Origin of the sequence: Streptomyces sp. NPDC058246, from assembly GCF_042881985.1 — a bacterium.
In the GTDB taxonomy this organism is placed as follows: Bacteria; Actinomycetota; Actinomycetes; order Streptomycetales; family Streptomycetaceae; genus Streptomyces.
On the sequence record NZ_JBHVWZ010000016.1, the window covers coordinates 112126 to 125172 of the forward strand.

Annotated in this window: 14 protein-coding genes and 1 tRNA gene; 8 read left to right on the top strand and 7 right to left on the bottom strand. The window is 71.1% G+C overall.

The window, feature by feature from the left end:
• Positions 1–136: 136 nt before the first annotated feature.
• The gene (locus tag ACFVXA_RS23520) at positions 137–1195 is read left to right on the top strand and encodes a LacI family DNA-binding transcriptional regulator (protein ID WP_389468056.1); all 1059 of its coding nucleotides are present in this window, start codon (positions 137–139) and stop codon (positions 1193–1195) included.
• Positions 1196–1207: 12 nt separating this feature from the next.
• Here the strand turns inward: ACFVXA_RS23520 and ACFVXA_RS23525 are convergent, their stop codons facing one another.
• Together ACFVXA_RS23525 and ACFVXA_RS23530 are read right to left on the bottom strand one after the other, a co-directional pair.
• Positions 1208–1807, bottom strand: a complete 600-nt coding sequence (locus tag ACFVXA_RS23525) for a TetR/AcrR family transcriptional regulator (protein ID WP_390026440.1) — start codon at positions 1805–1807, stop codon at positions 1208–1210.
• Positions 1808–2075: 268 nt separating this feature from the next.
• Positions 2076–2867, bottom strand: coding sequence for a VOC family protein (locus ACFVXA_RS23530; protein ID WP_389938022.1), 792 nt, complete (start codon positions 2865–2867; stop codon positions 2076–2078).
• 270 nt (positions 2868–3137) lie between these two features.
• Here ACFVXA_RS23530 and ACFVXA_RS23535 point away from each other — a divergent pair, with 270 nt between their 5' ends.
• Together ACFVXA_RS23535 and ACFVXA_RS23540 are read left to right on the top strand one after the other, a co-directional pair.
• The gene (locus ACFVXA_RS23535; RefSeq protein ID WP_362020115.1) at positions 3138–3386 is read left to right on the top strand and encodes a WhiB family transcriptional regulator; all 249 of its coding nucleotides are present in this window, start codon (positions 3138–3140) and stop codon (positions 3384–3386) included.
• Positions 3387–3458: 72 nt separating this feature from the next.
• Positions 3459–3530: transfer RNA gene (locus ACFVXA_RS23540), tRNA-Glu, on the top strand.
• Positions 3531–3940: 410 nt separating this feature from the next.
• On the opposite strand, the gene ACFVXA_RS23545 is transcribed toward ACFVXA_RS23540, so the two are convergent.
• The 3 genes from ACFVXA_RS23545 to ACFVXA_RS23555 form a co-directional block, all read right to left on the bottom strand.
• Entirely contained in the window at positions 3941–4918 is a 978-nt protein-coding gene (locus tag ACFVXA_RS23545; protein ID WP_362020118.1) for an acyl-ACP desaturase, read from the bottom strand.
• A 225-nt stretch (positions 4919–5143) separates the two neighbouring features.
• Positions 5144–5920, bottom strand: a complete 777-nt coding sequence (gene ddaH / locus ACFVXA_RS23550) for a dimethylargininase (RefSeq protein WP_389468053.1) — start codon at positions 5918–5920, stop codon at positions 5144–5146.
• Positions 5921–6406: 486 nt separating this feature from the next.
• A complete protein-coding gene (locus tag ACFVXA_RS23555; RefSeq protein ID WP_390026381.1) occupies positions 6407–8032 on the bottom strand; it encodes an ABC-F family ATP-binding cassette domain-containing protein in 1626 nt (541 codons plus the stop codon).
• Between the two features lie 329 nt (positions 8033–8361).
• Between ACFVXA_RS23555 and ACFVXA_RS23560 the strand changes: the two genes are divergently transcribed.
• Complete coding sequence (locus ACFVXA_RS23560; RefSeq protein WP_389937996.1) at positions 8362–9039, top strand: GPP34 family phosphoprotein; 678 nt, start codon at positions 8362–8364, stop codon at positions 9037–9039.
• 311 nt (positions 9040–9350) lie between these two features.
• On the opposite strand, the gene ACFVXA_RS23565 is transcribed toward ACFVXA_RS23560, so the two are convergent.
• A complete protein-coding gene (locus tag ACFVXA_RS23565; protein ID WP_362020129.1) occupies positions 9351–9767 on the bottom strand; it encodes an SsgA family sporulation/cell division regulator in 417 nt (138 codons plus the stop codon).
• Between the two features lie 324 nt (positions 9768–10091).
• Between ACFVXA_RS23565 and ACFVXA_RS23570 the strand changes: the two genes are divergently transcribed.
• Entirely contained in the window at positions 10092–11192 is a 1101-nt protein-coding gene (locus ACFVXA_RS23570; protein WP_390026383.1) for a WD40/YVTN/BNR-like repeat-containing protein, read from the top strand.
• Between the two features lie 62 nt (positions 11193–11254).
• Positions 11255–11581, top strand: a complete 327-nt coding sequence (locus ACFVXA_RS23575) for a plasmid stabilization protein (protein ID WP_362020133.1) — start codon at positions 11255–11257, stop codon at positions 11579–11581.
• Positions 11582–11724: 143 nt separating this feature from the next.
• Here ACFVXA_RS23575 and ACFVXA_RS23580 read toward each other — a convergent pair whose 3' ends face one another.
• A complete protein-coding gene (locus tag ACFVXA_RS23580; protein WP_390026386.1) occupies positions 11725–12021 on the bottom strand; it encodes a YciI family protein in 297 nt (98 codons plus the stop codon).
• A 79-nt stretch (positions 12022–12100) separates the two neighbouring features.
• On the opposite strand from ACFVXA_RS23580, the gene ACFVXA_RS23585 reads away from it, so the two are divergent.
• Together ACFVXA_RS23585 and mmpA are read left to right on the top strand one after the other, a co-directional pair.
• A complete protein-coding gene (locus ACFVXA_RS23585; protein WP_390026389.1) occupies positions 12101–12823 on the top strand; it encodes an endonuclease V in 723 nt (240 codons plus the stop codon).
• A 62-nt stretch (positions 12824–12885) separates the two neighbouring features.
• The gene (mmpA, locus tag ACFVXA_RS23590; RefSeq protein ID WP_383905250.1) at positions 12886–13032 is read left to right on the top strand and encodes a morphogenic membrane protein MmpA; all 147 of its coding nucleotides are present in this window, start codon (positions 12886–12888) and stop codon (positions 13030–13032) included.
• Positions 13033–13047: the final 15 nt, after the last annotated feature.

The following is a 13047-nucleotide window of genomic DNA, read 5'->3' on the forward strand; positions in this document are numbered from 1 at the left end:
GCTCGACGCCGGTGAGCCCCACGATCCGGGGCGCTCCGGAAGACACGGCGCCGATTCCGGTGATCCGGGAGCGCTCTCACGGAGTGAGCGGTGACGCGGTTATCCTGACCCGCAACCGCCGAGGAGGTGCCCAGAGGTGACCGAGACAGTGTCGCGCCCCACGTTGGAGGCAGTGGCCGCGCGGGCAGGGGTTTCCCGGGCCACTGTGTCGCGGGTCGTGAACGGCGGCGACGGGGTGCGCGAACCGCTCGTCGAGCGGGTGCGACGGGCCGTCGAAGAGCTCGGGTACGTGCCGAACCAGGCCGCGCGGAGTCTCGTCACCAAGCGCCACGACGCGGTGGCCGTCGTCATCGCCGAACCCGAGACCAGAGTCTTCGCCGACCCCTTCTTCGCCCTCCAACTCCGAGGTATCAGCAAAGAGTTGACGGCGCACGACTCGCAGCTCGTGCTGCTGCTCACAGAGGGCCGCGACGACCACGTACGCGTCGGCCGCTATCTCGCCGGCGGTCACGTCGACGGCGCTCTCGTCTTCTCGCTGCACCTCGACGACCCGCTCCCCGGACTGATCCACGGCGCGGGCGTGCCGACCGTGTTCGGCGGCCGGCCCGGCTGGGGCGACGGCACCCGCAACACCATCCCCACGGTGTACGTCGACTGCGACAATCGGGGTGGTGCCCGCGAAGCCGTACGTCACCTCGTCGGGCTCGGCCGCACGCGGATCGCGCACATCACCGGCGCCCTCGACCAGACGTCCGCGGTCGACCGGCTCGACGGGTTCCGGGACGTCATGGTCGACGTCGATCCGGCGCTCATCGCCGAGGGCGACTTCACTCCCGCGGGCGGCGAGCGCGCGATGCGGGAGCTGCTGGAGCGCCGACCCGATGTGGACGCGGTGTTCGCCGCCAACGACCTGTCGGCCTCGGGCGCCCTGCGCGTCCTGCGCGACCACGGACGACGGGTGCCCGACGACGTCGCCGTCATCGGCTTCGACGACATGCTGCCGGTCGCCGAACAGACGGACCCGGCGCTCACGACGGTCCGTCAGGACATCGAGGAAATGGGCCGGTTGATGGCCCGACTGCTCCTGCGGCGACTCGACCGCGGGGCAGCCGAGGACACCTCCGGAGGCGACTCGGGAGGCACTCCGTCCAGCGTCGTGATGCCGACGACGCTCGTACGGAGGGTCTCCGCCTAGGACTCGCTCCGCTCAGTCTCGGTGCGGTCCCAAGTGGCCCAGCACCTCGTCGAGTTGGGGAGCGGTGAGGGAGGGGCCGGGCAGCGGGGCGGCGGACGGGGAGGCGCGCAGGCCGTCGAGGAGGAGCGCCAGCGCGCGGCGCCAGGCGTCCGGGGCGGTGGCCGTCAGCGCGGGGACGGTGCGGGAGAGCGCGGCGAGGGCGAAGAGATCCTCGGTGCTGAGATCACCGCGTACCGTGCCCTGTTCGCGGCCACGGCGCAGGAGCACCTCCACCGTCCGTCGGTTGTGGGCGTGCACGGCCTGCAGCGTGGTGACGCCCTCCAGCCGCGTGGTCATCAGGTCGATCGCACCGCGGTCGGCGGCCAGCCCCGTGAAGACCGTCTCCATGTAGTCCAGCAGGCCGGTCCAGGCGTCCTTCGCCGTCCGGGCCCGTTCGCCCACCGCCATGGTCTCCGTCAGGGTGTCCCGGAACACCTCGTCGACGAGCACGGCACGGGTCGGGAAGCGCCGGTACAGCGTGGCGCTTCCGACGCCGGCCCGGCGGGCGATCACGTCGAACGGCGCGTCGAGGCCCTGCTCGGCGAACACCTCACGGGCCGCCTCGACCAGCAGTTCGTGATTGCGCCGGGCATCGCGCCGCCGCGGGCCCGCGTCCGGCCCTGTGGTGACGGACCTCTGTGGTGACGGAGCTCTGTGGTGACTGACCCCCAGATGGTGACTGACCTCCAGATGGTGACGGACTCCCAGATGGTGACGGACCGCTAGGTGATGGCGGACCTCCAGGTGGTGATGGGCCGGTAGGGAGGAACGGACCAGCGGGTGGGGACGGTTCGGTAGAGCCCGCGCAATGAGGGCGATGAGGGCCCCACCGATCCGCTCCTCAGCTCTGCCGCGGTGCGCTCTTGATCACCGCGAAGCGTGCCCCGTACGGGTCGGCGAGCTTCGCGATGCGGCCCACGCCCTCGAGATCCGTCGCGGGCATCCGGACCGTGCCGCCCAGCTGCTGCGCCTGGCCGACCACGGCGTCCGTGTCGGCGACCTCGAAGTACGGCAGCCAGTACGCCCCGGACTCGGCCTCGGTCGGGTCGTCGGCCAGCGGGACGACGCCGCCGAACATGGCCTCGTCCTCGGTGCCAGCGGGGTTGATGCAGGTGTAGACGCCGCCCGGGAACGGCACGGCCGAGGTCTCCCAGCCGAACACGGAGTTGTAGAACGCGGCGGCCGCGGCGATGTCCTGGGTGTAGAGCTCGACCCAGCACAGCGAGCCCGGGTCTCCGGCCACGTCCAGCCCCTTGGTGCGGCCCGGCTGCCAGATGCCGAAGGGTACGCCCGCCTCGTCGGCGAGGATCGCCATGTGGCCCTCGCCCATCACGTCCATGGGCGGCATGAGCACGGCGCCCCTGGCCTGCTCGGCCGCCTTGGCCGTGGCCTCCGCGTCAGGGCTCTGGAAGTACACGGTCCAGGAGGGCGGCCCCTGCTCCGCAGTGGTCTGCATGCCGCCGGCCACGGTCTGTCCGTCGAGCTGGAAGAAGCCGTAACCGCCTGCGTCGGGCCCGGCCGACTGGAACTGCCAGCCGAAGAGGCCGCCGTAGAAGGAGATGGCGCCGTCGATGTCGGATGTGCCGACATCCAGCCAGTTCGGCGCGCCAGTGACAAAACGGGTGGTGAGCATCATTGCCCTCCTTTGAGGGGTCCCGTTGCCTGCACTGCCGAGTCTTGCACCGCCCACTGACAATCGCTGCCGGAGTGCGGGGGCGGCCCAGAGCGATGGTTGCGGTTACCTCGGGCGACCGGGTTCGTTCGTCTTGTTTTCACGCTCCCCGCGCGCCGCCGTGCGCTGCCCCGTTCGGCGGAGCCATCATCAGGGTCGCCCGAGGTCCCGGAACGTGCCGTTGATCCCGCGTTGATCGAACGTTTTTCGCCGCGAGGCACGATCTTGCCCATGCACTTGGAAACGATCACTGCGTCCGACATGACCTGGCAGGAGCAGGCACTGTGCGCGCAGACGGGGGCCGACTTCTTCTTTCCCGAGCCGGGCAGCTCGGTGCGTGAGGCGAAGCGCATCTGCGCCATGTGCGAGATGCGCCCCGCGTGCCTGGAGTACGCGCTGACCAACGACGAACGCTTCGGAGTCTGGGGAGGCCTCTCCGAGAAAGAGCGCCTCGGCCTCCGGCGCACCGACCAGAACTGACCGCGGGCAGGCTGACGCCGTGATCGATGCGGCGGCCGGTCGCACGTGCCGTGCGGATCCGGTGGCGCACACCCGGGCCGAGAGCAGACGCGGACTCGCCGCCCTCTCAAGGCGGTCACACCGGTTCGAATCCGGTCGCCCGGACTGCGTCGACCAGCGCGTTGTAAGCACGGGGGACGAATGGGCTCGACTGGCAGAATCCGACCGGGAGTTGGCCGAGCATCTGGTCAACCCAGGTCGTCGTGCCCCCGCAGCGTGGAGCGCGCCGCCACCCGGTGGCCGACGTGTGGGACGCGGCGCTGGAACGGGTGACGGCGTACGAGCAGGGGGCCTGGGCCCGCAGCCTCCCCTTTCCCTGGAGGAGAGGGGAGGGGACTTGGCGGGTGAGCGTGGGTGTGTACGGCACGCCTGGGAGAGGCTTTTGCGAGCGGCGCACCGGCGCCGTGGTCTCGACCGGAGGTTCATGGACCGGCGGATCGCCGATAGCCGTCCGCCGATAGCCGTCCGCCGGTGGGTGGCCGGAGGGGGGTCAGCCCCTGGGTGCTCCGAGAGTGTCAGCCGGCGGCGCGTGCGGCCATCCGGGCCTTGCGGGCCGCGAGCTTCTCGTCGAACTTCGAGGCCTCCGCGTTCAGGCCGCCCATGAAGAGGCCGAGCTCCTCCTGGGCGTGCAGGCCCTCGGGTCCGAAGCCCTCCATCTCCAGGACCTTGAGGTGACGCAGCACCGGCTGCAGCACGTCGTCGTGGTGGATGCGCATGTTGTAGACCTCGCCGATGGCCATCTGCGCGGCGGCACGCTCGAAGCCGGGCATACCGTGACCGGGCATCCGGAAGTTCACGACGACGTCGCGCACGGCCTGCATGGTCAGGTCGGGGGCCAGCTCGAACGCGGCCTTCAGGAGGTTGCGGTAGAAGACCATGTGCAGGTTCTCGTCGGTCGCGATGCGCGACAGCATGCGGTCACAGACCGGGTCGCCCGACTGGTGGCCGGTGTTGCGGTGCGAGATACGGGTAGCCAGCTCCTGGAACGCGACGTACGCGACCGAGTGCAGCATCGAGTGACGGTTGTCCGACTCGAAGCCCTCGCTCATGTGCGCCATGCGGAACGCTTCGAGCTTGTCGGGGTCGACGGCGCGCGACGCGAGCAGGTAGTCGCGCATCACGATGCCGTGGCGGCCCTCCTCGGCGGTCCAGCGGTGCACCCAGGTGCCCCAGGCGCCGTCACGGCCGAAGAGCGAGGCGATCTCGTGGTGGTAGCTCGGGAGGTTGTCCTCGGTCAGGAGGTTGACGACCAGCGCGATCCGGCCGATCTCGGTCACCTTGGACTGCTCCTTGTCCCAGGCCTCGCCGTCCTCGAAGAGGCCGGGGAAGTTACGGGCGTCGCTGAACGGCACGTACTCGTGCGGCATCCAGTCCTTGGCTACCTTCAGGTGGCGGTTGAGTTCGGTCTCGACGACTTCTTCCAGCGCATACAGCAGTCGAGCGTCGGTCCAGGCTGCGGACGGGCTGCCGAAGTGGGGAGAAGTGATCGTCACGGGTGCTCCAGGAGGACGGGGACGTGTACAGCGCGTACAGCGAGCGGGGACGTAACCTACGGCATCGTAGGCTACGTATCCGTAGGTTACGAAACCGTAGGTTAAGTTCGCTGTAAAGACCGCTGATCAGCGGGGTCTCCGGGTGAGACTCCGACGCCCGGGTCGGGTGCCGGAAGGGTCCCGGATGCCCAGGTCCCAGCGCCTCGAAACGCCCGTTTCACCCGTTCAGCCGTACAGCCCGCGAACTCTTACCGAGAGACATGTCACACAACCTTCGAGCTTCTCGAACTCGCTGATGTCCACGAGGACCGGTTCGTGGCCGAGGTCCGCGAGCAACTCGGCCGTCTTCGGGGCGCTGGCCGCCATGAGCAGTTTTCCACCGCCCAGGAGAACGACGTGCGCGCCGGACTCCTCCGGAACCGGCAGGAAGCGCGGGAACAGCGACGGCGTGTCCACCAGTGGCTCGTGCCCGATGACCGTGCCGTCGGGCAGCGCCGTGACGGCGGACTTCAGATGCAGCACCTTGCTCACGGGTACGGGGACGATCCGTGCCCCTAGCGGCTCGAAGGCCGCCCGCAGCTGCTGGACCCCGGCCGCGTTGGTGCGCCCGCCGCGGCCCACGTACACCGTGTCGCCGACCTTCAGGACGTCGCCGCCGTCCAGGGTGCCCGGCTCCCAGATCCAGTTCACCGAGCAGCCCAGGCGGGCCACGGCCTCTTCCACCCCGGCCGTTTCGCCGCGCCGGGACTCGGCGCCGGGGCGGGAGATCAGGGCGACATTACGGAAGACGACCACGGTGTCCTCGACGAACACCGAGTCCGGGCAGTCGTCGGCCGGGTCCACCTCGACGGTCTCCCAGTCGTGTGCACGCAGCGCCTCCGCGTACGCCTCCCACTGCTCCACCGCCAGGTCGACGTCCACCTTCGCGCGCTCGATGTGCGTCACCAGCCCCTCGGCCAGACGAGGGCTGGGTCGACGGATGAGGGCTTTCTGGCTGGGCACGGGGTCGGTCTCCGAATCGGCAGGGGCTGTCGGCGCCATCATGCAGGTCGGTTGGCGTGGGCAACAGCCCCCGGGTGAGAGGTGACGGTCGGGCGGCGTCCGGGGACGGTGCGTGGCGGCCTCCCCCGCACGGGCGCCGGGCCCCCGGCAGCGCCGGGCCCCCCGGCCTCACGGGCGCCGTGCTCGCCCCGCCACACGGCGTCGAGCCGCCGCCTTGCAGCGGGAACGGCGGCGGCGGCCCCGGACGCTCGTCGCAGTTCTCGCGGGGGCCGGGGCCGGGGCCGGGGCCGGAGGTGCCGGTGGCCGGGGCCGGGGCCGGGGCCGGAGGTGTCGGTAGCCGGGGTTGGGGGTGCCGGTGGCCGGGGCCGAGGTGCCGGCCGCGGAACCGGGGGACGCCGCGCCCGCGATACCGTCGCTCGCGCCCCCGCCGGCAGCACCGCCCCGGCGATGAGCGCGAGCCCGCGTCCGTCGGCGCCGCGTACGGGGTCAGGCCTCCGGGGTCCGCGCGGTCTCCTTCAGCTCTCCTCCTTCCAGCAGCAGCCAGCGTGTGATGCCGATCGACTCCAGGAACGGCACGTCGTGGCTCGCCACGATCAGCGCGCCCTCGTACGAGTCCAGAGCCGTCGTGAGCTGCCGGACGCTCGCCATGTCGAGGTTGTTCGTCGGCTCGTCGAGCATCAGGAGCTGCGGCGCGGGCTCGGCCAGCATCAGCGCGGCGAGGGCCGCCCGGAACCGTTCGCCGCCCGAGAGCGTCGCCGCGCGCTGGTCGGCCTTGGCCCCCTTGAACAGGAAGCGTGCCAGGCGCGCCCTGATCCGGTTGTTGGTCGCGGCCGGCGCGAACCGGGCCACGTTCTCGGCGACGGTCAGCCCGTCGTCGAGAACGTCGAGCCGCTGCGGCAGGAAGCGCAGCGGGACGTGGGCCCGCGCCGCGCCGGACACCGCGTCCAGCTCCCCGGCGATCGTGCGCAGCAACGTGGTCTTGCCGGCGCCGTTGCGCCCGATCAGCGCGATCCGCTCGGGCCCTCGCAGGTCGAACACGCCGTCCACGCGCGCGCCGTACCGCAGCTCCAGGCCTTCGAGCGTGAGTACGGTACGGCCCGGCGGCACAGCGGTGTACGGCAGGTCGACGCGGATCTCGTCGTCGTCCCGTACGGCCTCCACCGCGTCGTCGAGACGCTCCTTGGCCTCGGCGAGCTTTTCCTCGTGCATGATGCGGTGCTTGCCCGCGGACTCCTGGGCCGCGCGCTTGCGGGCGCCCATCACGATCTTCGGCTCACGCTTCTGCTCGAACATCTTCTGGCCGTACCGTTTGCGGCGGGCCAACTTCACCTGGGCGTCGGCCAATTCGCGCTTCTGCTTCTTCAGATCGGCCTCGGCGACGCGCACCATGCGCTCCGCCGCCTCCTGCTCGCCGGCGAGCGCCTCCTCGTACGCCGAGAAGTTGCCGCCGTACCAGGCGACCTCGCCGGAGTGCAGATCCGCGATCTGGTCCACCAGGTCCAGGAGTTCGCGGTCGTGACTGACCACGACCATGACCCCGGACCAGGCCTGCACGGCCGCGTACAGCCGCCGTCGCGCGTACAGGTCGAGGTTGTTCGTGGGCTCGTCCAGCAGCAGTACGTCGGGCCGGCGCAGCAGGAGCGCGGCCAGGCGGAGCAGTACGGACTCGCCGCCCGAGACCTCGCCGATGGCGCGGTCCAACGCGATGTGGCCGAGCCCGAGTTCACCGAGCGTCGCGAGGGCCCGCTCCTCGACGTCCCAGTCGTCGCCGACGACGTCGAAGTGCTCCTCGGCCACGTCGCCCGCCTCGATGGCGTGCAGCGCGGCGCGGATGGCGGCGATACCAAGCGCCTCGTCGACCCGCAGACCGGTGTCGAGCGTGACGTTCTGCGGCAGATATCCGACCTCGCCCGCGACCCGGACCGTGCCGCCGGTCGGCGTGAGCCCACCGGCGATGAGCTTCAGCAGGGTTGATTTCCCTGATCCGTTGACGCCGACGAGCCCGGTCCTGCCGGGGCCGAAGGCGACCTGGAGCTCGTCGAAGACAGCGGTGCCGTCCGGCCAGGCGAAGGAGAGTGAGGTGCACGTGATGGAGGTGGGGAAGGTAGACATGAGGGCCTCGCGATTGCTGGATGCGGTCAGGGGTACGCGTGGGGGACACCGCGAGGCGACGACGATCCAGTTCGGAGGGCAGCCGGTCCGGAGGGAAGCCAGTCGGAGGGCATGAAGAAGGCCCTGCACCGGAAGGACGGCTCGTACGCCGAGGTCGCACGCTACGCACACGGGCCAGGGAAAACCCGGCTGTGTGACGCGGTGTCTCAGACCTCAGACGAGCAACGTCCTTCTCCCATCGACGGCAACAGAACCGCTCCACACGGTAGGAGCGGCCCCGGAAGCTGTCAAAGCATTAACGTGACCCCCCACGACGCTAAGGAGTTCCCTTGCCGAACGGCTCGCTCTCGCTGCCCGCCCGGCTCTACCTGCTGGCCTGGGACACGACAAAGCTCAAGGTCACCGGCGAGAGCCATCTCCACCACCTGGTGCGCGCCGGCGCCCTCACCGAGCTGGCGCAACGCGGACTGCTCATCGACGAGAACGGCATCGTCACCCCCGTCGACGCCGACTCCCGCACCGGGGATGTCGTCCTCGACGGGCTCCTGGAACTCGTCGCGGAGTCCCGGCCCCGCAAGTGGAAGCCCTGGGTGACGCTGCGGGCGCGCGTGACCCTCGACGCCGTACGCGCTCAGCTGGTGGCCGAGGGATACCTCCGGGCGGCGAAGAAGCGGGTCCTCGGCCTCTTCCCGTCCGTGGAGTACGTACTGGAGCGGGTGTCCGCCGTGGAGGCGCTGCGCACGGAGGCCCGGCAGGTGCTGGAGGGCCCGCTGCCGGTTGCCGAGGTCTCCGACCGCGACGCGGCCCTTGTCGCCCTTGCCGCCGCGGCCGAACTCCGCACCCTTGTGTCGGCCAAGGACCGCAAGCTGCACAGGGCCCGCCTGGAAGCCCTGACCGAACGCAGCGGCGCGGCGACGCCGGCCCTAAAGAAGGTCATCCAGGAGGTGCGCTCGGCGGTGATGGTGGCGACGAATGCCGCGGCGACCGGGGCGGCCACGGGGAGCTGAGACATCGTGTGGGCCGTGGGCCGCGCACGCCGTGGTCCACCGGGCCGCGCGGGAGCTGCTGGGCGCGGGGACCTACGACTCGCCCCGCTGACGGGCTCGACTGCGAAGGGCTCAAGTGCGACGGGTTCGACGGGTTCGAGTGCGACGGGTTCGAGTGCGACAGGTTCGAAGGGTTCGACGGCGGAGGGCTCGGCGCGGCGGGCTCGATGAGGCCGGCCTCAACATTCAGATGGGCCCCAGCTGCCGAGGGCAGGGGCCACTGAGGGTGGAGCCGTTGAGAACGGGCGAACGCCGAGGGAGTGTGGGCGCGCTCAGCAGGTGCCGCGCATGAGCTCCGCGAGATCGTGGTCCAGGTCCACCTGGAGATGCTCGAGGCCGACGGGCACCAGCTCCGTCGTGCGCTGCAGGAAGCGCCGCACCTCGCCCGAGCGCACATGCACCACGGCGGTCCCCTCGGGGGCGTGGAACTCCAGGACGGTGCGGTCGTAGCCGTACGGCCGCACGCGTACGTCGCCCCAGCCCACGGCGTCCTCCAAGCCGGAGGTGAGAAGTTCGCGCGCGAAGGTCCAGCAGACCTCCACGCCCTCCAGGGTGGCCGGCGCCGGGAAGGTCATACGGACGGCGAAGGGATCGCTCCGGTCGTAGTGGAGCGTGGCGGGAATGCTCGGCATCCGCGGGGCGGCGGCGACGAGGCGGGCCTCTACGGGCTGCTCGATGACGGTGGACAACGCCTTGCTCCCTTGTGACGGCTGGACGAACTGCGGACGCATGAGGCCCGACAAATGAAGAGACGAAAAAATGAGGCACTGCGTGCACCAGTAACCCGAGTGACCTCTGTCACCGAGATTCATTCACTGAGGTGATCCATTTCTCGCCCTCTCGTTCCCGGACATCCGAGAGGACACTCGGTGAAGGCCCCGAGGTTCCCGCGGACGCCATCCGGACGGCACCGGGGGACCGGGATCTGGACAGCACCAGGGGATCGCCGTCCGGACGGCATCGGGGGATCGCCATCTGGACGGCACCGGGGGAGTGGACTAGCTTCGCCCGCCATGAGGGGCTTGGGGAAGACGAGACGTACGAGTCGGATGGTCACCGTGGGACTGTGCGCGGCCGCGCTCGCCGTCGCGCTGACGGCACCCGCGCTGGCGCAGGAGACGGCGGCCAAGGGGGCAGGCAGGGCGCCGCACTGGGAGCTCAAGGACAGTGGCACGGACGTACGGTTCCGCGGCCTCTCGGCCGTCAGCCGGGAGGCGGCCTGGGTGGCCGGTTCCAAAGGGACCGTGCTGCGCACCACCGACGGCGGCGCGAGCTGGCGGAACGTCTCGCCGCCCGGCGCCGCGGACCTGGAGTTCCGCGACGTCGAGGCGTTCGACGCACGGCGAGCGGTGGTGCTGGCCATCGGTGAGGGCGAGGCCTCGCGTGTCCTGCGCACCGACGACGGCGGCGCGACCTGGACGGAGTCCTTCCGCAACACCGACGCGAAGGCCTTCTACGACTGTCTGACCTTCCTGGACCAGCGCCACGGCCTGGCGATGAGCGACCCGGTGGACGGCAAGTTCCGCATCCTGTCGACGAGCGACGGCGGCCGCTCCTGGAAGGTGCTGCCCGGCGACGGGATGCCCGCGGCGCAGGACGGCGAGGCGGGCTTCGCGGCGAGCGGGCAGTGCCTGGTCGCCTCGGGGCCGCGGGACGTGTGGCTGGCCACGGGCGGGGGTGCACGCGCGCGCGTGCTGCACTCCGCGGACCGCGGACTGACCTGGACCGCCACCGACACGCCGATCCCGGCCGGCGACCCGGCGCGCGGTGTCTTCGCCCTCGCCTTCCGCGACCGCACCCACGGCCTCGCGGTCGGCGGCGACTACCGGGCCGACCAGGCCTCACCCCAGGCCGCCGCGCTCACCCCCGACGGCGGCCGCACCTGGACGCCCGCCGCTCAGCCGCCGCCCGCCTACCGCTCCGGGGTCGCCTGGTTCCCGCACAGCCGCACCGCCGCGCTCGCGGTCGGCCCCACCGGCACCGACCTGACGACGGACGGCGGCCGCACCTGGCGCACCGTGGACACCGGCTCGTACGACACCGTGGACTGCACCCCCGACCTGGGCTGCTGGGCCTCCGGCGAGAAGGGGCGGGTCGCTCGATTGGAGCGCTGACGTGTGCGGTGCGCGTCCTGATGTGGGGTACTCGAACCGCGAGCGAAAGGAAGTGAGCCGACATGCCACGCGGTTCGAGCCCCAAGCGGGAACGCCAGTACGAGCACATCAAGGAAAGCGCCCGAGACCGGGGAGAGAGCGAGAAGCGCGCCGAGGAGATCGCCGCGCGGACGGTGAACAAGGAACGCGCACGGTCCGGTGAGTCGAAGACCGCCAGCCGCACGTCGACCCAGGACATGTCGTCCAGCAAGCGTGGTGGTCAGCGTTCGCACCAGGGCGCCCAAGGCCCCACCTACGACCAGCTGTACGAGGAGGCCAAGCGCCGCAACATCCACGGCCGGTCGGACATGAACAAGAGCCAACTGAAGCGGGCCCTCGGCGACAAGTGACGGCAGCGACGCGTGACTGCGGCGACGAGTGGCAACCGCGACGTGTGACTGCGGCGACGAGTGGCAACCGCGACGTGTGACTGCGGCGACGAGTGGCAACCGCGACGTGTGACTGCGGCGACAAGTGGCCGCCGCCAGCCGGCTCAGCCGAGCGTCTCGCGGTACCGCTCAAGGCCGGCCGCCGTCTTGGTCGCGATGAACTCCGTGACGCGGTACGCGCACACGCCCGCGGTGACGAACGGATCACCCGCGACGATCTCCTCGATCCGGGCCCGGTCCTCCGCGACGGCGATGATCACACCGCCGTCACGGGGGTTCTTGCGCCCGGACGCGAGGAACACCCCGGCCGTGTACTGCTCCTCGAGCCACGCGACATGCGCATCCAGGGCCGCGTCGACGGCGTCGAGCGGCGCGGTGTAGGTCAGATCCAGTACGAACATGATCACGAGCCTACCCCTGGCCCCTCGCCCCGCTCCACGGACGCCTGGGGTCCGGACAGGCCCTAGGCTCGTCCTCACCATGAGGACCGTGAGGATTCCCGCGGGCTGGCCCGCCACCGAAGAACAAGCCCGTGCCGTGCAGGACGAGTTGCGGGAGCGGGTGGTGCTCGACGAGCCGGGGCCGCCGCCGGGCACGGGCCGGGTGACGGGCGTCGACGTCGCGTACGACGACGAGCGGGACGTGGTCGTGGCCGCTGCCGTCGTCCTGGACGCGGCGACCCTCGACGTCGTCGCCGAGACCACCGCGGTCGGCAGGATCTCCTTCCCGTACGTTCCCGGGCTGCTCGCCTTCCGCGAGATCCCGACCGTCCTGGCCGCGCTCGACGCCCTGCCCTGCACGCCCGGACTCGTCGTCTGCGACGGCTACGGCCTGGCCCACCCGCGCCGCTTCGGCCTCGCCAGCCATCTCGGCGTCCTCACCGGGCTCGCGACCATCGGCGTCGCCAAGAACCCCTTCACGTTCTCGTACGAGGAGCCGGGCGACCGGCGCGGCAGCGCGTCGCCGCTCCTCGCGGACGGAGCCGCCGGCACCGAGGAGGTCGGCCGTGCGCTGCGTACGCAGGACGGCGTCAAGCCGGTGTTCGTGTCCGTCGGCCACCGGGTGAGCCTCGAGACCGCGTGCGCGCACACGCTCGCGCTCTCCCCGACGTACCGCCTTCCGGAGTCCACCCGCCGCGCGGACTCCCTGTGCAGACGGGCCCTCCAGGAGGCAACTCCCCCCGGGACCACGCCCGTCGACTGAGTACGTGTTCTGAGTACCTGTACGGATGTGACGGCACCTTCATGATCGGCAGGCTGGGCCGCATGACGACACACCGCGCCCCGAAGTCCGCCGCTCACCCCGCCCAGCCCGTCGAGCGCGCCGTACTGGCCGCACTGGTCCTCGCGGTGCTCGCCGGACTCGCCTGGATCGGCGGGATGATCTACACGGTCACCGGGTGGTCGTCCTGAGGCCCGACCACCCGG